Here is a 21,680-nt window from a genome sequence, read left to right as displayed (position 1 = left end):
GATCGCGTCAGCCGGCGCGGGTCCAGATCTTCGTGCGGCAGAAGAAGGCGACGCAGCCCTTGAGCTCGAGCTTGCCGTTGGATAGCAGCTTCAGCTGTCCCCTCGCCGCGCCATCGCCCGTTTCGGGGTCATAGACGGGACCGCCCTTCCATTCGGTCGGACCGCCGGTGAAGCCGTTGAGCACGACGAGCCCCTTGAGCTTGCGCTGCCGCAGTTTGGGGTCCGAATTGCGCTCGTCGCGCAGGTCGGGATTGGCGCGCAGCCGTTTGGCATCGACGACCTTGCCGCACAGCGCCTTGCCGCACCGGTAGATTTCGACGCGTCCGCCTTCGCTGCCTGTCGCCCAGATGCCGGTGATGTCGGCCGCGGCGGCGGGCGTCGCGATCATTGCCGCGGCGAGAAACAACAGCGCCTGCTTCATGCCGCGAGTTCCCTGGCCCCGCCACCTTCGAGCAGACGGAGCGCCTCTTCGAGCAACGGCCGGTCGTCGAGTTCCCACGGATGGAAGCCCGGCTTCATATAGGTGAAGACGCCGCGCAACAGCGCGCGCATCAGTCCGTCGCGGCCATAGAGCCATGCCAAAAGGCCTTTCCATGTCGCCCAGTCGTTGCGACCATCCTGCGCGAGGAGGTCGGCAGTGTTGCGGAAGATAACATAATGGAAGCGCATCGTCGTCACGCACATCACCGTGCTGCGCTTCAGCCAGCGGCGCAGCGGGGTCATCGTCCGCGCGGCGTGCAGATAGGTGTCGAAGGCCACCGCCTTGTGCTCGATTTCCTCGATCGCGTGCCAGCGCCACAGCTGGCGCGCCTCCTCGGCCGCGCCGCCCAGATGCGCGGGGTTGGCGAGGGCGTCGTGCGCGAGCGTCGCGGTGAAATGTTCGAGCGCGCAGGTCGCGGCGAGCTGCTGCATCGGCGAGCGGCGCTTGGCCCAGGCGATCGTCCGCCGCGCGCGATCCTCGGCCGACGCGATGTCGAAGCCGGCGTCCTCGGCCTGGCGGTTGAACACGACATGTTCGCGGCTGTGCATCGATTCCTGATAGAGGAAATCGTCGATCTGCCCGCGCAGCGGCTGCGGCGTGCCCTCGCGATAATGGCGCACCGACGTCATGAAGAATTTCTCGCCGACGGGGAAGGTCGACGACAGCGCGTTGAAAAAGGCGGTGCGGCCGGGGTCGCCGCTGTGCCACCAGCGCGGCGGCGGGTTTTCGCGACCGAATTTGAGGTCGCGCTTTTCGATCCGGATATCGGCGGGAGTGTGGAGGGGAGCGGGCATCGTGCAACCTTTCTGCGATCAAAGTTACATTAACATCAATGTATATATCACGTCATCCTGAATGCCGCAAGCAGGACGGGAAGGGTGACAATCGGCGTCTTTCGGGTAAGGCTTTCGTATGGAGGCATCGCGGGGCGCGAGGGCCGCAAGGATGAATGCATGTACAAGCAAGCGCGGCCGCACCAGAAACGGCGCAAGCGTTCGGGCGCCGAGGTGCGCGGGGAAGGGCTGGCGGCGGCGCGCGGATTGCTCCTCGCCCGCGGGCCCGCCGCGGTGACGCTTGCGAATGTCGGGCAGGAGATCGGCATGTCGCATGCCAATGTCCTTCACCACTTCGGATCGGCGGCGGGGCTGCAATCGGCGCTGATGGAATCGATGATACGCGACCTGACCGACGCGCTCGGCAATGTCGTCGAACTGATGAAGACCGACAGCGCCGCGCCGCGCGCCGTTGCCGACCGCGTGTTCGACGCGTTCGACAGGGGCGGCGCCGGGCCGCTCGCGGCGTGGATCATCCTGTCGGGCGATGTCGAGCACCTCGAACCCGTGCGCGCGGCGGTGCGCGCGCTTGTCGACGCGATCGTCGGGCAGTCGACCGACGAGGCCGCGCCCGATCGCGTCCGGTCCGCGGTGCTGATGATGGCGGTCAGCGCGTTCGGCGACGCGGTGATCGGACCGCATGTGCGCTCGATGCTCGACCAGCCCGACGACGCGATGCGCGACCTCGTCGCGCGCATCCTGCCACTGTTCCTGATCCCGACCGGTATCCCGCCCTCGGCGCCCTGAGCGCCGCCGCTACTCGCCGCCCGACAGCAATATCTCCTCGTCGGTCGCGGACACGCGGCGGGCGATGCCGTTGAGTTCCATCGCCTTGACGAATCCCTCGATGTCACCCGCCTCGAACACGCCGACGACCTCTTTTTGCGGGATCTGGCCGTCCTTGAAGACGAGCTTGCGTGGCGAATAGCGGTTCATCTCGGCAACGGCTTCGGACAGCGGGTCGTTCATGAAGATCAGCCGCCCCTCGGTCCAGCTCGTTTCCTTCGCGACATCGACGCGGCGGAGCGTCCAGTTGTGGTCGGCGCCGATGACGAGCTGGCCGCCGGGAACCATGTCGGTTCCGCTGCCCGATCCCGACCCGGTCTCCTCGACCCGGACCTTCCCTTCGGCCAGCGTCACGACCATGTTGCCATGTTCGAAACTCACTTCGAAGGCGGTGCCGATCGCGCGCACGCTCTTGCCGCCCGCGCTCACGATAAAGGGGCGCGACGGGTCCGCCGCGACGCGGAAGAAGGCGCGGCCGCCGACAAGATCGACGCGGCGTTCGCGCGGCGTCTCGTGCAGCCGCATCTCGGTTTCGGCGTCGAGCGTGACGACCGAGCCCTCGGGCAGGGTCACGGTCGTCGTCTGGCCCGCGCCGGTGCGGAAGCGCTGATCCTGCGTCGTGCCGCCGGGCATCCCGTCCTGATAGGCGGTCCAGCTGACCGTGAGGACGAGAAGCAGCGACGCCGCCAGCGCCAGGTAGCGGCGCCAGTGCGGGCTGCGGCGATTTTCCTCGGCCGCTTCCTGTTCGGGCGCGGTCAGCATTTCGGGTTCCTGCGCGATCGTCCCGGCGATCGTCCATGCCCGTTCGACCAGCCGATAGGCGTCGCGGTGCGCGTCGGATTGATCGAGCCAGTCGTGAAAGCGATGTTCGTCGTCGAGCGTCATGTCGCCCGAGCGCTCGAGGTTGAACCACTGCGCCGCCTCGGAGCGGAGGGCGGCGCGCTTCAGCGCCTCTTCGCCGCTCATATGTCCGTCTCCATTTCCTGGACGATCCGCACGAGCGCGCGGTGCATCAGTTCCTTGACCGCCTCCTTCGAAATGCCCATCCGCTGGGCGATGGCCTGATAGGTCAGATTTTCGAACCGGTGATACTGAAAGGCCTCGCGCGCGCGGGGCGGCAGATTCTGGATCGCATCGAGAACCCGGCGATATTCCTGCTGCCCGATGACGATGCGTTCGGGCGAGCGCTGCTCGGCGATCTCGATCCCGTCTTCCAGCTCGTCGTGCAGCATCGCGCCGCGCGCCTGCCGGCGGCGGTGGCGGCTGATCAGCGCGTTGCGCGCCGCTGTGAACAGATAGCGTTCGACATTGTCGATCGGGGCGCTGAGCTGCGCCGATTGCAGGCGCAGGAATACTTCCTGCACGAGGTCATCGACGTCGGCGTCGTCGGCGCGGCGCCGGAAATAGCGCCGGAGCCCGGGCCCATAGGCCGTCATCCATGCGGCGAGATCGCGATCCGGGTGCGGGACCGCCATCGTCAGGAAAGGCCCTGCAAAGACAGGTCCCGGTGAAACAGACATTGCGAGATGCTCCCAACCCTATGCGTCATCCCGGCATCATTCCCAAATCGGTCATTGCGGCCCCATTCTGCGCTGGAGTTAACAGCATAGACGCAAGCCGGGCGCAAAGGGGGGGATCGAATTCGCAGTGGCCTGCAATTTTTCCTAACGACCCGTTCACTGGCCTAGCTATTAACATTGTTGAAAATTTTGTTCGAGCATCCCCCCGGTTCGGGAAAGGCTGCGTCTATTCCTGTGTGGCGTCGCATCGAACGCCAGGAACAGCGGGACATCAATTCCGCATGGCAGGGACAAGGGAGAGGGGACATGCGCTTGGGTGCGTGCAATTTGCGTAATATTCTTTTGAGCGGCGCAGCGGTGGGGTGTCTCGCGCTTTCGGCCGCTCCCGCGCTCGCGCGCGATCAGGTGACGAGCTACCGCATCCCCGCACAGTCGCTCGACCGCGCATTGCGCGATTTCGGCATTCAGAGCGGCGCGACGATCCTTGTCGATGCGTCGATCGTCAACGGCAAGCGGACCGCGGGGCACAGCAAGCGCTCCGACCCCGAAACGGCGCTGCGCACGCTGCTGCTGGGCACGGGCCTCAGCTATCGCCGCGACGGCAATGTCTTTGTGGTGACACGGGAGGGAAACGGAAGTCCCGCCGCCGCCGTTGACGCGATCGAGGATAATTCCGAGATCGTCGTGACGGCGCAGAAGCGCGAGGAAAAGATCGGCGATGTTCCGATCGCGATGAGCGCGTTCACGCCGAAGGCGCTCGACGATCACAAGATCGAGGGCGGTGCCGAACTGGTGCGCGCCGTGCCGAACGTCAATTTCTCGAAAAGCAATTTCAGCGGCTATGACTTCACCATCCGCGGCATCGGGACCAAGGCGATTTCCGCCTCGAACGATCCTGCCGTCGCGGTCAGCTTCAACAATACCCCGCTCATCCGCAATCGCCTTTTCGAGGCCGAGTTCTTCGACCTCGAACGCGTCGAGGTGCTGCGCGGCCCGCAGGGGACGCTCTATGGCCGCAATGCGACGGCGGGCGTGGTCAATGTCATACCGGCCCTTCCCGACGACAGCTTCGGGGGCGAGGTGAAGGGCGAGGTCGGGAGCTTCGAAACGCGGCGCCTGTCGGGGATGCTCAACGTGCCGATCACCGATACGCTGGGCGTCCGCGTCGCCGGCGCGATGACGAAGCGCGAAGGATTCGACTACAACAGCTTCACGCAGCAGCGGGTCAACGGCCGCGATCTCTGGTCGACGCGCGCGTCGATCCAGTGGGAGCCGAGCGACCGGTTCAAGGCGAACGCGATCTGGCAGCATTTCGAGGAGGACGACAACCGCTCGCGTACCGGCAAGCAGCTTTGCACCCGCGACCCGGGGGTCGCCCAGATCGGCAATATCGCGGTGCCCGAATTCCTGCAGGGGCGATTCAGCCAGGGATGCCAGTCGGCATCGCTCTATGACGACGCCGCCTTCGGCGCGCCCAATGCGAAGGCGCTCGCCTATGTCATGTTCCCGCAGATCAACATCGTGATCGGGCGGGATCCGACGGCCACCGGGTCGCGCCCCACGGTCTTTCCGATCGACCGGAATTTCGACCCTTATGGCGACGTCGTCCAGTCGCGCGACCTGCGAGAGGTGGCGACGAGCTATGATCCCGTCTTCCGGGCCAAGAACGATGTTTTCCAGTTCAACGCCGAACTCGGCCTCGGCGATAATCTGAAACTCATCTCGCAGACCGCCTATGCCCGCGATCGCTATTATTCGTCGCAGGACTATAATCGCTTCGTCTCGGCGCCGGTTTTCAACGATTCCGCCAGTCTGGTCCGCAACGCCGTCGGTGCGCCCCTGCCGATGACCGTTCCCGGACCGACCCCCGGCGGCATTTTCACCGATCCGCAACTGGGTCCATCGGACCGGATCGTATCCGCCGACCTCAGCCGGTCGCGCAATCGCCAGTGGATGCAGGAGTTGCGGCTGCAATCTTCCTGGGACGGCCCCCTGAACTTCAACGCCGGCGCCAACTTTCTCGATTTCAAGTCGCAGGATGACTATTTCGTCTACAACAACCTGTTCACCCTGATCGCCGAGTATAATTTCAACGGCGCGACGGATAACGGCGGGCGCATCACACGCAACTGCGGCGAAGGGACGCTCACGGGCCGCGAATGCGTCTATGTCGACCCCAATCCGATCGGTGAGGGGCCCGAGGACGGCCATAATTATTTCCGCAGCAAGAATCCGGTACGGACCAAATCGACGTCCGTATTCGGAGAGCTTTACTGGCAGGCGGCCGACGACCTGAAGGTCACGCTCGGGCTGCGCTATACGCGCGACAAGAAGAACGCGACGCCGGTTCCCAGCCAGTTGATGCTGGGTTCGATCGAAAATGATCCCGCCAAGGGCGGGACGGCAACCGGCGGCACCATCAACCGCGGTTTCCGGGAATTTCCCGAAATCCGGCAGAAATGGAATGCGGTGACCGGACGGCTGGTCGTCGACTGGAAGCCCGAACTGTCCTTCACCGACGACACGCTGGTCTATTTTTCGGGATCGCGGGGTTACAAGGGGGGCGGCGCCAATCCGCCGCGCGCGGATATCGACCAGACGGTGATCCAGTATCAGCCGCTCCCCGAAACCTTCAAACCCGAATATGTGACGGCATTCGAAATCGGCACGAAGAACAGCTTCGACGGCGGCCGGTTCACGCTGAATGCCGCGGCCTTTTTCAACGCCTATCAGGATTACCAGATTTCGCAGATTGTCGACCGCATTTCGCTCAACGAGAATTTCAGTGCCAAGACCTGGGGCCTGGAACTCGAGACGGCGTGGCGGCCCTCGCGCAATTTCCGGCTCGACGCCACGCTGGGTCTGCTCGATACACGGATCGACAAGGGCGCGCGGTCGATCGACGTGATGGACCGGACCCAGGGCAACCCCGACTGGATGCTGCTGCGGCCGTGGATCCAGGTGCCGTCCAACTGTATCGCGCCCAAGGCCCTCGTCGAACGGATATTGACCTATAACCGGGCGAATGACGATCTGAAGCTGCTGATGCTGTCCGCGCTGTGCGCCGGCTCGGCGCGTTACGGCACCTTCAACCCCGCGCTGTCCGGCGTCCAGCCGGCGTTCCGCTTCGATCAGCAATTGGGCTTTACCTATAATCCGCTGACCGACGCCCCGAACGGCGGGAAAGGCTTTTATGCCGATCTGGGCGGTAACGAGTTGCCCAACGCGCCGCACTATACGTTCAACATCGGCGCCCAATACAGCTTCTTCCTCGAAGGCGGCGACTGGGTCCTCACCTTCCGCGGCGATTATTACCGCCAGGGCAAGAGCTATGCGCGGGTGTTCAATACAGAATATGACCGGCTGAGAGCGTGGGACAACGTCAATCTGGCGGTCACGCTCGCCCGCGGCGAGGGGGACTTCGCACTCCAGCTTTACGTCAAGAACCTGCTCGACAAGGCGCCGATCACGGGCACTTTCACCAACAGCGACGACACCGGCCTCAGCACGAACGTCTTTACGCTGGACCCCCGGATCGTCGGCCTCAACGCCACGGTGAAATTCTAGGGGGCGTCATCGATCTGGGCATGCACGGAATCCGAGGGGTGTCGGATCTCGGGTGCAATCGGACCACGCGAGTATCACGAACCTCTCCCCTGGGGCCGCCGCTCGCCACACGACGGCGGCCTCCGTTTTCCCTGATCGCCGACGGCAAGGCGAAAAGGGGTCTCTCATCCCCCTCATCGCCTGGCCCGGGCGTCATGACATTGGAAGGCATGCCGCCTTTCCTTGAAAAATTGACGCCGGAAAGGAAAACCTCATGGGAAAATTCGTAGCTGCGCTGACGGCTTCGGTCGTCGCGCTTGCCATGCCGTTCGCTGCCCGCGCCCAGTCCTTTTCGCCCGTTGGCGCTACTGTTTCGGGCGACGGTCAGATGTGGATATCGCAATCCATGGCCACGACCTGCAATTTCGGTTTCATCGGGTCGGTGTCCTCGTCCACCCTCCACATCAGTTCGCGGAGCATGTCTCCCGGCGGCGACTTCAATTGCGTTTTCATGACGCCGCAGGGCATCTGGTCGGCCGCCACGGTGCCGGGCGATGCGACGAAGATCGACATCACCCTGGGGTTCAACACAATCACCAATGAGCCATGTTATGGCACCGTCCGCGGCGACTGGGACAATGCGGGCAAGATCCTGACGATCAACGGGGCATATCTGTGGCCGATCAATGCGGGCGACCAGCCGTGTCATATTCGTACCATGGATATATTCATTGCCGATCTGAACTTGTCCTGATCGGGCCTTCCGGTAGCGGTCTGCAGGAGTAGCTGGTGCGCTCTTTAAAATCTTTCTTCCGATCCCCCCTCTTTCGTCTTTCTCGCGTCTTTACAATTGGGAGGCTTCCCGCCTTTCCAAACCAATATTGAAAAGGAAGAGGAGATATCATGAAGAAATTCTCGGCCATGATAGCAACCGCCGCAGCGCTGGCCATGCCCTTCGCTGCCAACGCCCAGTCGTTCAGCGGCAATGCCAACGGCAGCAGCGGCGAGGCCAATCTGGAACAGTCGCTCAATGTGACCTGCGACGTCACCTTCGACGGCACGGTCACTTCGAGCACGACGGTTGCGATCTCGTCGCCTGGCATCGCTCCGGGCGACTTCAGCTGCCTGTTCGTCGTCCCGCAGGGCACCTGGTCGGCGGCCACGGTGCCGGGCGATGCGACGAAGGTCGACATCACCATGGGTGCCAACACGATCGCCAACGATCCCTGCTACGGAACCGTCCGGGGCGACTGGGACAATATCGGCAAGGTGCTGACGATCACCAACAAGACGCTGCCGCCGATCGATCCGGCCGGCGCCACCTGCACGATCCACAGTGCGACGATCTCGATCCCCAACCTGAACCTCTCCTAAGTCCGGTTGGATTGTGGCCGGGCCGGCCCCTCCCGTGCCCGGCCACGTCAATGACTGTGCGGCCTTGTTCTCCTGCGGCCGGCGATCGTAGCGCACTCGGATAATCGGCTATGAGCGATTGAACAGGGTCAGGGAATCGCGAAACCGGATGCGGGAAAGGGAAACAGGGCGCCGGAACGAGGCGATCGATCCGGCGGGTCATCCCGGCGGGCGCAAGGTTTCCAGCGATCCGAAATCACGCCGTGCGGCGCTGCTCGCTTCGATATGCCTGTGGCCGTTCGTAACGGCAGGTGCGCAGGACCGCCCCGATGCCGGGCTGTCGTCGCATGCACCCGAGGGAGAGACCATTGCGGTCGGCGATGATCGGGAGATTGTCGTCACCGCGCGATATGGCGAGGCGCTCGTCGACCCCGAAACCGAACTCGACGAGCAGCAGATCGAAGCCTATGGCGCCTATTCGATCGGTGAGCTGGTACGCCGTATCACGCCGCTGACGGGACGCCCGGACGAACGGCCCATCATCCTGGTCAATGGCGAGCGCGTCGATTCGATCCAGGATCTCACCAGTTTTCCGCCTGCCGCGCTCAGGCGCCTGGCCATCCTGCCCCCCGAAGCGGCCGGGCGATATGGCTATGCGGGCAACCAGCGGGTCGTGAACCTCGTTCTGAAAAGGCATTTCGTGTCGTGGGAGACGCAGGCCGGCGTCAAATTGCCGACCGCGGGCGGCCGAATTGGCGGCACCGGATCGGCCGGGCGTTTCGTGATCGACGGCAAGGCGCGGTGGAATGCGCAGGTCCAGCTTTCGGGCGAGAGCGCGCTGTTTCGAAGCTCGCGCGTGCGATCGGCCCCGCGCGCCGATGATCCCGTCGATCCGGACCACCATCTGTCGCTGCTTCCCGCGACGAACCAGTTGTCGACTTCGATGGGACTCACGCGGCCGGTCGGGCGCTTTACCGCGTCCTTGAGCCTCAACGCCGCGACCAGCGGCAGCCGGCAATGGCTGGGTCTCGTACCGGCGGGTCCCGGTTCCTCCGACCAGCCTGTCCTGCTCGGCCGGCAAAATGCGCAGAGCCTGACCCTGTCGGGGACGCTCTCGGGGCCGTTCGCGGGCGGGCGAGCCATCTTCAGCACCAACTATGCGCGGGGGTGGGCGGACGGACGTATCGACCAGCCCGATGATATGTTTCCCGATGGATTTCGGACCAGCCGCAACCGGTCGGTCAGCGAAAGCCTGAACACGCGGCTGACCTTCAACAGATCGATCGCCAAGCTGCCGGCCGGACCGCTGACAGCGACCCTGACCGCGGGAATGAGCCGCAACCGCACCATCAACCGTTTCGACGACGGCCTGACCGACGAGGATGGCATCGGCCGGGCGGGACGAGACCGGTTCGATGGCCGGCTGTCGTTCGCGGTCCCGATCGCCAGCCGAAGCGCGAACCCGGGCTCGCTGCTCGGCGACCTTTCGCTCGACCTCGCCGGCGGCCTGACCTTCGGCTCGCGCGAGGCGTCGCGTCCGCGGTTCGATCTGGGAGCCAACTGGAGCCCCATTCCCGCGCTCCGGCTCAACGGGTCGTTCGGCGTCGCCAAACTCTCGCCATCGATCGAGCAATTGACCGCGCCCTATCGGGAGGAGGTGCGACGCGTCTATGATTTCGCACGGCAGGAAATCGCCGAACCGGTCTGGGTCACCGGCGGCAATCCCGATCTGGGATCGGGCCGGCGCCGGACCTTGTCGCTCGGCGCCACATTGCGCCCGTTCGACCCCCGACTGCTCTCGCTCGCCGTCGAATATCGAAGGCAGCAATCGACCGGCGGTGCGGGTGGCTTCCCCGGGTTCACATTCGCGGTCGAAGAGGCCTTTCCCGACCGGTTCGTCCGCGACGCGTCGGGGCGGCTGATTCGCGTCGACGCGCGGCCGATCCGGATCGTGCGCGACACGAGCGAGCGGCTCGACAACAGCCTGACCCTGATGCTTGCACCGGGCGGAAAGGGGAAAGGCGGCCGTGCCACGCCGGCGACCGATCCCTGGCAGTTCACCCTGACCGTCAACCACAGTTGGCTGCTGCGCAGCGAGCTGCTGACGCACCCCGGCGCCCCGGCAATCGACCGGCTCGCCGGCGATACCGCGCAATCGCGGCACAATATCGGCATTCAGCTGGTTGCCGGCAGGGCGGGGATGGGCATGACGCTCGACGGCAACTGGCAGAGCGGTTTCCGGCTTCGCGATCCCGATGCGCCGGGGGGCGGGCGCGATTATCGCCACCGCCCGCTGACGATCGTCAACCTTCGCCTGTTCGCAGAGCCCGGGCGCCTGCTGCGATCGGCCGAAAAGCCGGGATGGCTTTCGAACCTCAACATCTCGGTCGATATCCAGAATCTCTTCAACGCCTATCGGCATGTCGTGCTGGGCGACGGCAGCGTCCCGGCGGGATATGAACGCCATGAAGTCGATCCGCTCGGCCGCACCGTCCAGCTGTCGGTGCGAAAGCGTTTCTAGCGCGGCGCGCGCGTCTCGGTTGTCCGCGCCCATTCGGCGAGCCGGCCGTGCCGCTTGATCGTCTTGAGGCACACGACGGTTTTCAGCCGCTGGACGCCCGGCAGCTTCGACAGATTGTGACGCAGCAGTTCGTCGAGATGGTCGGCCGAGCGCGCGAATATCTTGAGCAGATAATCGCTCTCGCCCGCCGTCGTGTGGCATTCGACGACGGCCGGATGCGCGAGCACCGCAGCTTCGAACTCGGTGTGCGCGTCGAAGCGAATCTGCACCTCGACGAAGCTTTGCACCGCGAGGCCGATCGCGATCGGATCGACCCGCGCGGCATAGCCGTCGATCACGCCGCTTTCCTCCAGATTCTTGACCCGCGACCAGCAGGGCGATTTCGAGAGGCCGACCTGCTCGCCGAGATCGGCATAGGATTGCCGTCCGTCGCGTTCGAGTTCGGCGACGATCTTCCAGTCGAACTTGTCCATGCGTTTCGTCCTGAATTGCTTTGCGCAAAAATAGGGCCGCATGCTCCAGGTTGAAAGAACAAATTCCTTCAGTTGGAAGAAATAGCAGAACGATTGGGTGATTTTGGTGCCCATTGAAAATGAAATCCGCACAATGTTCGCTGGCGCGCGGGCTAATCTCTTGGCGAAGGTTTGGAGAGAGACCGATGGCCGCGACACATATTTTCGACGCACCGCCGGAGGGTGTCGCGGCCGATTGGACGATGCCGCAAAACTGGGCGGCCTTCACCCCCGAACAGCATGAGACCTGGCGGACCCTGTTCGATCGGCAGGCAGTGGCGCTCGATCGCTATGCGTGCCGGTCGTTTCTCGAGGGTCTCGAAATCCTTCGCCGGTTGAAGCCCGGCGTTCCCGATTTCGCCGAACTCAATGCGCTGCTGAAACCCGCGTCGGGATGGGAGGTCGTCGCGGTGCCCGGCTGGATCCCCAACGAGCCCTTCTTCGAGCATCTCGCCAACCGGCGCTTTCCCGCCGCCAATTTCCTCCGCCCGCCCGAGCAGATCGCGTACAGCGAAGAGCCCGACATGTTTCACGACATCTTCGGGCACGTCCCGATGCTCACCGATCCCGCCTTTTCGGACTTTCTGGTCGCTTATGGCCAAGCGGGGCTGCGTGCCGAACAACTCGGCGCATCGGACTTTCTCGGGCGGCTCTGGCTCTACACCGTCGAATTCGGCCTCGTCGTCGAGGATGGCGAGCTTCGCGCCTTTGGCGGCGGGCTGATGTCGAGCCTTGCCGAGACGGTCTCGGCGCTGACCGCGCCCGAACCGAAGCGCATCTGGCTCGATATCGAGCGGGTGATGCGGACCGGATATCATTTCGACCGGCTGCAACAGACCTATTTCGTGGTCGCCGGATTCGGCGAGTTGCTGCGCGCGACCGAAGAGACCGATTTCGCGAGTGTCTATCGCAAGATTGCCGATGCACCGGCGCTCGAACCGGGGGATGCCTGTCCGGGCGATGTCGCCTATGAAGGGCGTCTGCCGGCGGGTCCGGCGGATGGAGAGGCGGCACGATGATCAGGCAGACGCGCGACGGCGGCACCGACATTTTCGAGACAGAGATCGACGGCGAGACGATCCAGTGGGACAATGGCCTGACCTACGCACGGCATCTGCAGACCGCGCAATTGCTTTCGGCGCAGGTGCCGGTGTCGGACAAGCCCGACGAGATGCTGTTCATCATCATGCACCAGACGATGGAGCTGTGGCTGAAGCTCGTCCTGCACGAGGGACGGCTGGTTTACGATGCGATCCGCTCCGACAATCTGGCGGTCGCGGGCAAGGGGCTCGACCGGATCGCGACGATCCAGCGGCACATGATCCATAGCTGGGAAGTGCTCGCGACGCTGACCCCGCACGACTTCCTGACCTTTCGCGGCTTCCTGCGTCGCGCCTCGGGTTTCCAGTCGCAGCAATATCGCGAGCTCGAATATCTGCTCGGCAACAAGCGCGGGGATATGATGATCGTCCACAAGGACGATGTGGAGGGCACAGCGCGGCTGCGGGCAACGTTCGAGGCGCCGTCGCTGTATGACGAGCTGCTGCGGCTGCTGGCGCGGCGCGGCTTCGCCATTCCCGCCGACCATCTGGAACGCGACTGGACCCAGCCCTATGAAGCATCCGAAGCGGTCGAGAAGGCGTGGCTCGCGATCTATTCCGACCCCAAGCATCATTGGGACCTCTACACGCTCGCCGAGAAGATCACCGCGCTCGAATATTATTTCCAGGAATGGCGCTTCAAGCACATGAAGACCGTCGCGCGCGTGATCGGGCACAAGCCGGGGACGGGCGGCTCGTCGGGGGTCAATTATCTCGTCAAGGCGCTGAGTCTCAGCTTCTTCCCCGAACTCTGGTCGATGCGCACCGAAATGGTCGCACCGCGCGAGGGCGGGGATTATTCCGAAGGGAAGGGCGCATGAGCCGGATCCGGGACATTTCGCAGCCGCTGCACGCCGCGGTGCCGGTGTGGCCGGGCGAGCCGGCCTTCGCGCTGCACAGCCATGCGGTGATCGGCGACGGCTGCCCGGTCAATGTCGGGGGCATGTTCACGCCTTTGCACGCGGGCACGCACGGCGATGCGCCGCTGCACTATGCCAATGACGGCGCCTCGTCGGCCGATTGCGATCTTGAAGCCTATATCGGGCCGTGCGTGCTGCTCGATGTCCGCCGTGCGCGCGGGCGGGTGGAGATTGCCGATATCGACTGGGACGCGCTCGCTGGCGCAACGCGCGTGCTGCTGCGCACCTATGAGCAATTCCCGCACGACCGGTGGGACTCGGATTTCACCGCGATCGCCAGCGACGTTATCGCGCGGCTCGGTTCGATGGGCGTGCGCCTGATCGGCACCGACGCCGCCTCGCTCGATCCCGAACAGTCGAAGACGCTCGACGCGCATCAGGCGGTGAAGGCAGCCGACATGCGGATATTGGAGGGGCTGGTGCTCGATGACGTGCCGCCCGGTCGATACGAGCTGGTGGCGCTGCCGCTCCGCATCGTCGGCGCCGACGCGAGCCCGGTGCGCGCCATTCTGAGGGAAATCGCATGACCGGAACGCTGCTTGCTACCGATGTGGCGGCGCTCGACGCCGCCGATCCGCTCGCGCCTTTTCGCGACCGCTTTCATCTCCGCGAGGGCCTCATCTACCTCGACGGCAATTCGCTCGGCGCGCTGCCCAAGGCGACGGGCAACCGGCTCGCGGAGGTCATCGGCAGCGAATGGGGCGAAGGATTGATCACCTCGTGGCTCGGCGCCGAATGGTCGACCGCGCCGCGGCGCATCGGCGACAAGATCGGGCGGCTGATCGGCGCCAACCCCGGCGAGATTGTCGCGACCGATTCGACTTCCGTGAATATCTTCAAGGCATTGACGGCTGCACTTTCGTTGCGGCGTGAACGGACGGTGATCCTGTCCGAAGCCACCAACTTCCCGACCGACGTCTATATGATGCAGGGCATCGAGGCCTTTTCGGGCGGGCGCGTGAAGGCGGTCACCGTTGCGCCCGACGCGATCGTCGATGCGCTGAACGACGATGTCGCGGTGCTGCTGCTGACGCAGGTACATTACAAGTCGGGCCGCGTGCGCGACATGGCCGCGATCACGCGCGCTGCGCACGAAGCCGGCGCGCTCGTCGTCTGGGATTTGAGCCACAGCGCGGGGGCGATCCCGGTCGACCTCAATGGCGCAAACGCCGATTTCGCGATCGGCTGCGGATACAAATTCCTCAACGGCGGCCCCGGCGCGCCCGCCTATCTGTTCGCGGCGGCGCGACACCATGCCGCCACGCCGGTGCTGTCGGGCTGGTTCGGCCATGCGCGTCCGTTCGCCTTCGAGGAGGATTATGATCCCGCGGCCGGAATCGGGCGCTTCCAGTGCGGCACGCCGCCGGTGCTCGGCCTGTCGGCGCTCGAGGTCGGCGTCGACCTGATCCTCGAAGCCGATATGGCCGAAATCCGCCGAAAGTCTCTGGCGCTTGGCAATCTGTTCATCGAGCATATGCAGCCGCTGTGCGACGCCTATGGCTTCGAGTTGGTGAGCACCCAAGGCCATGCGGAGCGGGGCAGCCAGGTCGCCTATGCGCACCCGCAGGGGTATCAGATCGTGCAGGCGCTCAAGGAGTTCGACGTCATCGCCGACTTCCGCGCGCCCGACATCTTGCGGTTCGGGCTGACGCCGCTGTATCTGCGCTATCAGGACATCGTCGAAACGGCTCGCCGGCTCGAAAAGGTCTGCGCCACCCGCGCATGGGACAAGCCGCAATATCACCAGCGGGCGGCGGTGACATGAGCGACGTGTCGGCGCCCTTCCTGCCCAGATCGCGCGTCGCCGCGGTGCAGGCCGCGCCGGTTTTCCTCGATACCGCGCGCACGGTCGACAAGGCGTGCGCGCTGATCGCCGAGGCTGCGGACAATGGCGCTGAGCTTGTCGCCTTCCCCGAGGTGTTCGTTTCGGCCTATCCCTATTGGAACTGGCTGATGACCCCGATCGAGGGCGCCGAGTGGCATGAACGGCTGTATCGGGCGTCGATGAGCCTAGACGGGCCTGAGGTTGCCGCACTTTGCGAGGCGGCCCGCGCGCACGGCTGTACTGTCGTGATCGGCATCAACGAGCGCGATCCGGTGAGCGTCGGGACACTCTACAACACCAACCTGATCATCGGCGCGGATGGTGCGCTGCTCGGGCGGCATCGCAAGCTGGTGCCGACCTGGGCCGAGAGGCTGACATGGGCGGGCGGCGACGGCAGCTCGATCCGTGTATATGACACACCGGTCGGGCCGCTCGGCACGCTCGCGTGCGGCGAGAACACCAACACGCTCGCGCGTTTCGCGCTGCTGTCGCAGGGCGAACTCGTCCATGTCGCCAACTATATCGCGCTGCCCGTCGCGCCCGCCTCCTACAATATGGCGGAGGCGATCCGTATTCGCGCGACCGCGCACAGTTTCGAGGGCAAGGTCTTCACGATCGTCGCCTGCTCGGCGGTGAGCCCCGAAATTATCGACGCAATGAGCGCCGACCGCCCGCAGAATCGCGACCTGCTGTCGAGGCCGAACAGCGCCTTTTCGGGCGTGATCGATCCGCACGGCAATCCGGTCGGAGAGGCACTGATCGACGAAGAGGGCATCGTCTATGCCGACATCGACCTTGGCGAATGTATCCGCCCCAAGCTGATGCACGACATTGTCGGCGGCTATAACCGCTTCGACATCTTCAACCTGACGGTCGACCGGACCCCCCGCGCGTCGGCCCTGTTCGTCGACGAGGCACAGCCCGTCGATCCAGACGAGGAGGCACCCTGATGGCAGGCAACAGCACGATCATCGATCCGCGTGACGATGTGCTCGGGCGCGCCCGCGTGACCGATACGCCCGAACTTGAAGCCTTTTATCAGGAACTTGCAGCGCGCAATGCAGGTGCCTTCTGGAAGCGCGCGAATGCGATCGAGCCGTGGGAGCCCGAGACGCGGTACCGCCCGACGCTTTGGCGCTACGCCGATATGCGCGACATGTGCCTGCGCGCGCTCGATCTGGTGAAGCCCGAAGAAGCCGGACGCCGCGTCGTCACCCTGCTCAACGACAGCGACGCGGGGCGCGAGAATGTCGCGGTGTGCGGCTGGCTGTTCAGCGGGATGCAGGCGATGCGCCCCGGCGAGATCACCCCCGCGCACAAGCATACCGCATCGGCGCACCGTTTCATCATGGAGGGGAAGGGCGCCTATACCGTCGTCGACGGACATCATATCACGCTCGGCGCCAACGATTATGTGCTGACCCCGAACGGCGCATGGCACGACCATGGCGTCGTTGCCGGCGGCGAGGTGTCGATCTGGCAGGACGGGCTCGACATTCCGCTGATGAACAGCCTCGAGACCAATTTCTACGCGGTCTACGACCAGCCCGCACAGACCGCGGCGTTTCCCGCCGACGACCTGCCGCTGAGCTACGGTGGCGCCGGGCTGCGGCCGGAAGGCGTACCGGCGTGGGAGAAACCCTGGTCGCCGGTGATGGTCTATCGCTGGGAAGCGACGCGCGATGCGCTCCGGAACCTTGCCAAGGTGTCGGAGGGCACGCCGTTCGACGGGCATATGGTGCGCTATTCGAACCCGCTGACCGGCGGCTGGGCGCTCCAGACGATGGGGGCGCATATGCAGATGCTGAAACCCGGCTTTCGCGGCAAGGCGCACCGCCACACCGGCAACGTCGTCTATAATGTCGCAGGCGGATGCGGCTATTCGATCATCGGCGGCGAGCGCTTCGATTGGGGTACGCACGACATTTTCTGCGTGCCTTCGTGGACCTGGCACGAGCATGTCAATCTCGACGTTTCCGAGGAAGCCTTCCTCTTCTCGTTCAACGACTTCCCCGTGATGGAGGCGCTCGGCGTCCGGATCGAGGAGCCCTATTCCGAAAATGGCGGCCACCAGCCCGCCTGACTTGCAGACAGGACAGATTATGCGCTTCGTGACTTATCGTACGGTGGAGACCGAACCGAGGCTCGGCCTCCTCCACGACGGGCTCGTGATCGACCTCGAATATTTCGGCGATGCGATCGGCAATGACCTGCCGTCGACAATGCTCGATTTCATCGACTTGGGACCGATTGCCGTGCGCTTTCTGCAGGAAGCCGTCGCAGCCGCGACCACCGCCGACCTGATCGGCACGTCGCTGCCCGCGGGCAATATTACCTTGCTCGCGCCAATCCCGCGCCCGCGCAAGAATATCTTTGGAATCGGTCTCAACTATACCGAACATGTTGCTGAATCGGCGCGGTCGCTCGATACGTCGAACGAGCTACCGCAGCAGCCGGTGATCTTCTCGAAACCGCCGACCGCGGTCGTCGCGTGGAACGATCCGATCCGCCACAATGCGAAGGTGACGCAGCAACTCGACTGGGAAACTGAACTGGCGGTGGTGATCGGGAGCAGCGCGCGCCATGTCGCGGAGGCTGACGCGCTCAATCATGTGTTCGGCTACACCGTGATCAACGACGTCTCGGCGCGCGATTGTCGCCGCGCGGGGCAGTGGATCGTGTCGAAGGGGCAGGACAGCTTCGCGCCGATGGGCCCGTGTATCGTCACGCCCGACGAGATTGGCGATCCGCACAACCTCAATATCCTGACGCATGTGAACGGGGTCGAAAAGCAGAACAGCAACACGCGCTTCATGCTGTTCAATATCAATCAGTTGATCGCCGACATTTCGAGCGTGATGACGCTCGAGCCCGGCGACATCATCGCCACCGGAACCCCCGCTGGCGTTGGAGCGGGGCGCGACCCGCAGGAATTCATGTGGCCGGGCGATGTCGTCGAATGCACCGTCGAGGGCATCGGCACGCTCCGCAATCCGATCGTTGCGGTCTGAGGGCGGCACCATGATCAGACCCATCCGCATCGGGCAGATCGTGCCCAGTTCGAACGTCACGATGGAAACCGAGATTCCGGCGCTGCTCCGTGCGCGCGAGGCGATCGCGCCCGAACGCTTCACCTTCCACTCGTCGCGGATGCGGATGAAGACGGTGACGAAAGAGGAACTGGCGGCGATGGACGCGGACTCCGACCGCTGCGCGCTCGAACTCTCCGACGCCGCGGTCGACGTGCTCGGCTACGCCTGCCTCGTCGCGATCATGAGCATGGGCGAGGGCTATCACCGCGAGTCGGAGACGCGACTCCACCGGCGCACTGTGGAGAACGGCCACGCCGCGCCGGTCGTCACCAGCGCCGGCGCGCTCGTCGAGGGGCTGAAGACGCTGCAGGCGAAGCGGATCGCGCTCGTCGCGCCCTATATGAAGCCGCTGACCGAGATGGTCGTCGGTTATATCGCGCAGGAGGGCGTCGAAGTGACCGACTGGCTCGCGCTCGAGATCCCGGACAATCTGGAGGTTGCGGCGCAGGATCCCGCCAATCTGCTGGACCATTGCAAGCGGCTCGATCTGACCGGTGTCGACGCGCTCGTGCTGTCGGCGTGTGTCCAGATGCCGTCGCTTCCCTCGGTACAGAAGATCGAGGATGCGATCGGCAAGCCGGTGATATCGGCGGCGATTTGCACGGCACACCAGATGCTCACGCGGCTTGGTCTTTCGACGCGTGTTCCGGATGCCGGGGCGCTGCTTTCGGGACGCTATTGAAGCATCGGTCCCGCCCTTCGGGCGGGAATCGCCATTCCCGCCAATCTGGCACTTAATCCCTGCATTCGTGCACCGTAAATTATGCAAAATGCGACATTTATCCTGGTGTGGCGTCCGCGCTTCGGGAGGCTGTGGCGGATGCTATGTTAACTATGATCTGCAATATGATTGAATTATATGACTAATTCTAGTATTCCGGAGACGTGGGGATTGTGTATTTCGCAGTATAGACAAGGATTTATGCTTTGTCCGGCGCTGCCTCGATAAGGTTGACGACATGAACCAACATCGCTTCTCCGATCCGGTAGAGGAGCAGGATCCATCGGCTGGCGGCGATCGCCGCGAAGGCGACCGCTATCGCACCGTCTGGCGGATCGCCAAGGTCGTGCGCAATGGCGACGCCGGTTTGTGGCGTGTCCGCAACATGTCCGATCGGGGCATGATGCTGGCGGCCGATGTTCCCATTGCCGTGGACGAGAAGCTGGAGATCGCACTTTCCGATACGGTGGTGATCCGCGGGACGGTGGTCTGGTCCGACGCGGGCCGGTGCGGCGTGTCGTTCGATGAAGAAGTCGACGTTGCCGACGTGCTGAAGCAATTGGCGGCCGAGCAGCGGGCCACCGGCTATCGCCAGCCCCGCCTGCCGGTGAGCACCAGGGCGCAGGCGGTGACCGACGAGAGCACGACGGATATCGAGCTGGTCGACCTGTCGCAAAATGGCGCCGGCTTCGTCCACGACGGGCATCTCGAGGTCGGCAAGGAATTCGACCTCGTGCTCGCCGGCGGGGTCAAGCGCCGTGCGATCGTGCGCTGGTCGCGCGCGGGCCGGGGCGGCCTGTGGCTGACGCAGCCGCTCGACCGCGCCGACCTCGAAAGCATCCGCCGCTTCGAAAGCTGAGGCTCAGGCCGCGCCGCGCACGATCCTTGCCCAAGGGTTGAGATCGGGCTCGGCGATCTTGACCAGCCTGTTGCGGTCGCGATGGAGGAAGGGTTCGTCGCGGCCTTTGACCATGAGCGTGGTGTCGGACACATAGCTCCACGAACCGTCGTCGTGGAAGTCGATCGTCAGCTGATAGGAATCGGTGCGGAAGGCGAGGTCGAGGAAGCTCGTCGAGCAGATGCCATATTCGGTCTCGCCGCGGGTCGCTTTCACGACGAGCCGACTGGCGTCGGGTTCGGCATGTCCCGAGGCGATGGCGATCTGCCCGCGCGGGATGGCCAGCGTCTGCAGGATCAGCCCCGTCGCCGCTTCATACAGCCAGTAACCGACCTGATCGTGGAAGGCGATGTCCTCTTCGCGCGTGTTGACGTGCAGATGATAGCGCAGGCCATAGAACAGCTGCGGGCCGTTCGCCTGCGGATCGATCGGTTGCAGTTCGATCCGCTCATAATATTGGCGCGTTTCGGGGCCATCGGCCTTGGGGTTGATATCGACCCCGCGCTGGCCTTCCCATATCCCGGCGAGCCGGCGGAGCGGACCGAGGTTGGCGAGCGTTTCGGGATCGACGTCCTCGGGCTCGGTGAAGATATCGTCGGGTAATTCCATCGTTTGCCCCAGTTTTCCTGTCAGATGTCCTCGACCAGCCGCCCGTAAAGCTGCGGCCTGCGGTCGCGAAAAAAGCCCATGCCGGCGCGATGCTTCGCCGCGCGGTCGAGATCGACTGTCTCGACGAGAACGCCCGTTTCGCCCGCGCCGAACGCCTGCGTCATGTCGCCCCATTCGTCGGTGATGAAGCTGTGGCCATAGAAACTGGCGTCGCCCTCGGCGCCGATGCGGTTCGCGGCGATCACCGGCATGCAGTTCGACACGCTATGCCCCTGCATCGCGCGGCGCCACATGCGGCTGGTGTCGAGGTCGGCGTCATAGGGCTCGGACCCGATCGCGGTCGGGTAGAAGAGCAGCTCGGCGCCCATCAGCGCCATCGCGCGCGCGCATTCGGGATACCATTGGTCCCAGCAGACGCCGACGCCGATGCGCGTCCCGGAGACGTCCCACACCTTGAAGCCCGTGTTGCCGGGGCGGAAATAATATTTCTCTTCATAGCCGGGGCCGTCGGGAATGTGGCTCTTGCGGTATGTCCCCATGATGTCGCCATCGGCGCCGATCATCGCGAGCGTGTTGTAATAATGCGGTCCGTCCTTCTCGAAATAGCTCGTCGGGATCGCGACCTTCAGCTTCGCGGCGAGCCTCTGCATCGCGACGACGCTGGGATGATCGGTCGTCGGGCGCGCGGTGGCGAACAGCTCTTCCTCTTCAACCTGGCAAAAATACGGGCCTTCGAACAGTTCGGGGGGCAGGATGACCTGCGCACCCTTGGCGGCCGCTTCCTCGACGAGCGCGGAGACGGCGTCGATATTCGGTTCGACGGGGCCGGGCAGGGGAAGCTGCAACGCGGCGACGGTGATGGTGCGGGTCATGGCCTGTCCGGTAAGCGGGAGTCGGGGCGGAATATAGGCGGCTTCGCGTCCGATGCTAGGCCGGAAGCTGCTGGCTCGAGCAGTGGAAGCT

General features: G+C 64.3%; 21 protein-coding genes. 14 read left to right on the top strand and 7 right to left on the bottom strand.

What is annotated here, in order from left to right; genetic code table 11:
• Positions 1-7 precede the first annotated feature (7 nt).
• Both JHC57_RS05980 and JHC57_RS05975 read right to left on the bottom strand, forming a co-directional pair.
• Complete coding sequence (locus JHC57_RS05980; protein WP_294029093.1) at positions 8-421, bottom strand: DUF2147 domain-containing protein; 414 nt, start codon at positions 419-421, stop codon at positions 8-10.
• Positions 418-1,275, bottom strand: a complete 858-nt coding sequence (locus tag JHC57_RS05975; RefSeq protein WP_294029092.1) for a metal-dependent hydrolase — start codon at positions 1,273-1,275, stop codon at positions 418-420. Before JHC57_RS05975 ends, JHC57_RS05980 begins: the two co-directional genes overlap by 4 nt.
• Positions 1,276-1,434: 159 nt before the next feature.
• Between JHC57_RS05975 and JHC57_RS05970 the strand changes: the two genes are divergently transcribed.
• Positions 1,435-2,061 (top strand): TetR/AcrR family transcriptional regulator, encoded by a 627-nt coding sequence (locus tag JHC57_RS05970; RefSeq protein WP_294029091.1) that lies wholly within the window; start codon positions 1,435-1,437, stop codon positions 2,059-2,061.
• A gap of 9 nt (positions 2,062-2,070) precedes the next feature.
• On the opposite strand, the gene JHC57_RS05965 is transcribed toward JHC57_RS05970, so the two are convergent.
• The gene (locus JHC57_RS05965; protein ID WP_294029090.1) at positions 2,071-3,066 is read right to left on the bottom strand and encodes a FecR domain-containing protein; all 996 of its coding nucleotides are present in this window, start codon (positions 3,064-3,066) and stop codon (positions 2,071-2,073) included.
• The gene (locus tag JHC57_RS05960) at positions 3,063-3,575 is read right to left on the bottom strand and encodes an RNA polymerase sigma factor (protein ID WP_294029089.1); all 513 of its coding nucleotides are present in this window, start codon (positions 3,573-3,575) and stop codon (positions 3,063-3,065) included. Before JHC57_RS05960 ends, JHC57_RS05965 begins: the two co-directional genes overlap by 4 nt.
• A gap of 351 nt (positions 3,576-3,926) precedes the next feature.
• Here JHC57_RS05960 and JHC57_RS05955 point away from each other — a divergent pair, with 351 nt between their 5' ends.
• The 4 genes from JHC57_RS05955 to JHC57_RS05940 all read left to right on the top strand — a co-directional run bounded on the left by JHC57_RS05955 (position 3,927) and on the right by JHC57_RS05940 (position 11,040).
• The gene (locus JHC57_RS05955) at positions 3,927-7,187 is read left to right on the top strand and encodes a TonB-dependent receptor (protein WP_294029088.1); all 3,261 of its coding nucleotides are present in this window, start codon (positions 3,927-3,929) and stop codon (positions 7,185-7,187) included.
• Positions 7,188-7,440: 253 nt separating this feature from the next.
• Complete coding sequence (locus tag JHC57_RS05950; protein WP_294029087.1) at positions 7,441-7,920, top strand: hypothetical protein; 480 nt, start codon at positions 7,441-7,443, stop codon at positions 7,918-7,920.
• 149 nt (positions 7,921-8,069) lie between these two features.
• The gene (locus JHC57_RS05945; RefSeq protein ID WP_294029086.1) at positions 8,070-8,540 is read left to right on the top strand and encodes a hypothetical protein; all 471 of its coding nucleotides are present in this window, start codon (positions 8,070-8,072) and stop codon (positions 8,538-8,540) included.
• A 148-nt stretch (positions 8,541-8,688) separates the two neighbouring features.
• Positions 8,689-11,040 carry a hypothetical protein gene (locus JHC57_RS05940; protein WP_294029085.1) on the top strand — a complete coding sequence of 784 codons (2,352 nt, stop codon included), beginning with the start codon at positions 8,689-8,691 and terminating at the stop codon, positions 11,038-11,040.
• Here the strand turns inward: JHC57_RS05940 and JHC57_RS05935 are convergent.
• Entirely contained in the window at positions 11,037-11,513 is a 477-nt protein-coding gene (locus JHC57_RS05935) for an Lrp/AsnC family transcriptional regulator (RefSeq protein ID WP_294029084.1), read from the bottom strand. The two genes, JHC57_RS05940 and JHC57_RS05935, sit on opposite strands and share 4 nt — an antisense overlap.
• A gap of 185 nt (positions 11,514-11,698) precedes the next feature.
• Here JHC57_RS05935 and phhA point away from each other — a divergent pair, with 185 nt between their 5' ends.
• The 9 genes from phhA to JHC57_RS05890 all read left to right on the top strand — a co-directional run bounded on the left by phhA (position 11,699) and on the right by JHC57_RS05890 (position 20,069).
• Positions 11,699-12,571, top strand: a complete 873-nt coding sequence (gene phhA, locus JHC57_RS05930; RefSeq protein ID WP_294029083.1) for a phenylalanine 4-monooxygenase — start codon at positions 11,699-11,701, stop codon at positions 12,569-12,571.
• Positions 12,568-13,473 carry a tryptophan 2,3-dioxygenase family protein gene (locus JHC57_RS05925; RefSeq protein ID WP_294029082.1) on the top strand — a complete coding sequence of 302 codons (906 nt, stop codon included), beginning with the start codon at positions 12,568-12,570 and terminating at the stop codon, positions 13,471-13,473. Before phhA ends, JHC57_RS05925 begins: the two co-directional genes overlap by 4 nt.
• On the top strand, positions 13,470-14,099 hold the full coding sequence (gene kynB / locus JHC57_RS05920; RefSeq protein ID WP_294029081.1) for an arylformamidase: 630 nt from the start codon (positions 13,470-13,472) through the stop codon (positions 14,097-14,099). Before JHC57_RS05925 ends, kynB begins: the two co-directional genes overlap by 4 nt.
• Positions 14,096-15,337, top strand: a complete 1,242-nt coding sequence (gene kynU, locus JHC57_RS05915; RefSeq protein ID WP_294029080.1) for a kynureninase — start codon at positions 14,096-14,098, stop codon at positions 15,335-15,337. Before kynB ends, kynU begins: the two co-directional genes overlap by 4 nt.
• A complete protein-coding gene (locus tag JHC57_RS05910; protein WP_294029079.1) occupies positions 15,334-16,347 on the top strand; it encodes a carbon-nitrogen hydrolase family protein in 1,014 nt (337 codons plus the stop codon). Before kynU ends, JHC57_RS05910 begins: the two co-directional genes overlap by 4 nt.
• Positions 16,347-17,480: a cupin domain-containing protein gene (locus JHC57_RS05905; protein WP_294029078.1), complete on the top strand. Its 1,134-nt coding sequence runs from the start codon at positions 16,347-16,349 to the stop codon at positions 17,478-17,480. The genes JHC57_RS05910 and JHC57_RS05905 overlap by 1 nt, the downstream gene beginning before the upstream one ends.
• 19 nt (positions 17,481-17,499) lie before the next feature.
• Positions 17,500-18,408 carry a fumarylacetoacetate hydrolase family protein gene (locus tag JHC57_RS05900; RefSeq protein ID WP_294029077.1) on the top strand — a complete coding sequence of 303 codons (909 nt, stop codon included), beginning with the start codon at positions 17,500-17,502 and terminating at the stop codon, positions 18,406-18,408.
• A 10-nt stretch (positions 18,409-18,418) separates the two neighbouring features.
• On the top strand, positions 18,419-19,171 hold the full coding sequence (locus JHC57_RS05895) for an Asp/Glu racemase (RefSeq protein ID WP_294029076.1): 753 nt from the start codon (positions 18,419-18,421) through the stop codon (positions 19,169-19,171).
• A gap of 277 nt (positions 19,172-19,448) precedes the next feature.
• A complete protein-coding gene (locus JHC57_RS05890; RefSeq protein WP_294029075.1) occupies positions 19,449-20,069 on the top strand; it encodes a PilZ domain-containing protein in 621 nt (206 codons plus the stop codon).
• Between the two features lie 3 nt (positions 20,070-20,072).
• On the opposite strand, the gene JHC57_RS05885 is transcribed toward JHC57_RS05890, so the two are convergent.
• Entirely contained in the window at positions 20,073-20,717 is a 645-nt protein-coding gene (locus tag JHC57_RS05885) for a heme-binding beta-barrel domain-containing protein (RefSeq protein ID WP_294029074.1), read from the bottom strand.
• A gap of 20 nt (positions 20,718-20,737) precedes the next feature.
• Positions 20,738-21,589: an N-carbamoylputrescine amidase gene (gene aguB / locus JHC57_RS05880; RefSeq protein WP_294029073.1), complete on the bottom strand. Its 852-nt coding sequence runs from the start codon at positions 21,587-21,589 to the stop codon at positions 20,738-20,740.
• Positions 21,590-21,680 lie beyond the last annotated feature (91 nt).

Source organism: Sphingopyxis sp., assembly GCF_016463645.1.
GTDB lineage: Bacteria > Pseudomonadota > Alphaproteobacteria > Sphingomonadales > Sphingomonadaceae > Sphingopyxis.
The sequence above is the reverse complement of the archived record's forward strand: the minus strand, read 5'-3'. Positions and strand labels throughout refer to the sequence as shown.

What these genes read in the sequence shown, in the direction of transcription:
- JHC57_RS05980 (WP_294029093.1), bottom strand. Translation starts at nt 421, where the DNA reads ATGAAGCAGGCGCTGTTGTTTCTCGCCGCGGCAATGATCGCGACGCCC.
- JHC57_RS05975 (WP_294029092.1), bottom strand. Translation starts at nt 1,275, where the DNA reads ATGCCCGCTCCCCTCCACACTCCCGCCGATATCCGGATCGAAAAGCGC.
- JHC57_RS05970 (WP_294029091.1), top strand. Translation starts at nt 1,435, where the DNA reads ATGTACAAGCAAGCGCGGCCGCACCAGAAACGGCGCAAGCGTTCGGGC.
- JHC57_RS05965 (WP_294029090.1), bottom strand. Translation starts at nt 3,066, where the DNA reads ATGAGCGGCGAAGAGGCGCTGAAGCGCGCCGCCCTCCGCTCCGAGGCG.
- JHC57_RS05960 (WP_294029089.1), bottom strand. Translation starts at nt 3,575, where the DNA reads ATGGCGGTCCCGCACCCGGATCGCGATCTCGCCGCATGGATGACGGCC.
- JHC57_RS05955 (WP_294029088.1), top strand. Translation starts at nt 3,927, where the DNA reads ATGCGCTTGGGTGCGTGCAATTTGCGTAATATTCTTTTGAGCGGCGCA.
- JHC57_RS05950 (WP_294029087.1), top strand. Translation starts at nt 7,441, where the DNA reads ATGGGAAAATTCGTAGCTGCGCTGACGGCTTCGGTCGTCGCGCTTGCC.
- JHC57_RS05945 (WP_294029086.1), top strand. Translation starts at nt 8,070, where the DNA reads ATGAAGAAATTCTCGGCCATGATAGCAACCGCCGCAGCGCTGGCCATG.
- JHC57_RS05940 (WP_294029085.1), top strand. Translation starts at nt 8,689, where the DNA reads ATGCGGGAAAGGGAAACAGGGCGCCGGAACGAGGCGATCGATCCGGCG.
- JHC57_RS05935 (WP_294029084.1), bottom strand. Translation starts at nt 11,513, where the DNA reads ATGGACAAGTTCGACTGGAAGATCGTCGCCGAACTCGAACGCGACGGA.
- phhA (WP_294029083.1), top strand. Translation starts at nt 11,699, where the DNA reads ATGGCCGCGACACATATTTTCGACGCACCGCCGGAGGGTGTCGCGGCC.
- JHC57_RS05925 (WP_294029082.1), top strand. Translation starts at nt 12,568, where the DNA reads ATGATCAGGCAGACGCGCGACGGCGGCACCGACATTTTCGAGACAGAG.
- kynB (WP_294029081.1), top strand. Translation starts at nt 13,470, where the DNA reads ATGAGCCGGATCCGGGACATTTCGCAGCCGCTGCACGCCGCGGTGCCG.
- kynU (WP_294029080.1), top strand. Translation starts at nt 14,096, where the DNA reads ATGACCGGAACGCTGCTTGCTACCGATGTGGCGGCGCTCGACGCCGCC.
- JHC57_RS05910 (WP_294029079.1), top strand. Translation starts at nt 15,334, where the DNA reads ATGAGCGACGTGTCGGCGCCCTTCCTGCCCAGATCGCGCGTCGCCGCG.
- JHC57_RS05905 (WP_294029078.1), top strand. Translation starts at nt 16,347, where the DNA reads ATGGCAGGCAACAGCACGATCATCGATCCGCGTGACGATGTGCTCGGG.
- JHC57_RS05900 (WP_294029077.1), top strand. Translation starts at nt 17,500, where the DNA reads ATGCGCTTCGTGACTTATCGTACGGTGGAGACCGAACCGAGGCTCGGC.
- JHC57_RS05895 (WP_294029076.1), top strand. Translation starts at nt 18,419, where the DNA reads ATGATCAGACCCATCCGCATCGGGCAGATCGTGCCCAGTTCGAACGTC.
- JHC57_RS05890 (WP_294029075.1), top strand. Translation starts at nt 19,449, where the DNA reads ATGAACCAACATCGCTTCTCCGATCCGGTAGAGGAGCAGGATCCATCG.
- JHC57_RS05885 (WP_294029074.1), bottom strand. Translation starts at nt 20,717, where the DNA reads ATGGAATTACCCGACGATATCTTCACCGAGCCCGAGGACGTCGATCCC.
- aguB (WP_294029073.1), bottom strand. Translation starts at nt 21,589, where the DNA reads ATGACCCGCACCATCACCGTCGCCGCGTTGCAGCTTCCCCTGCCCGGC.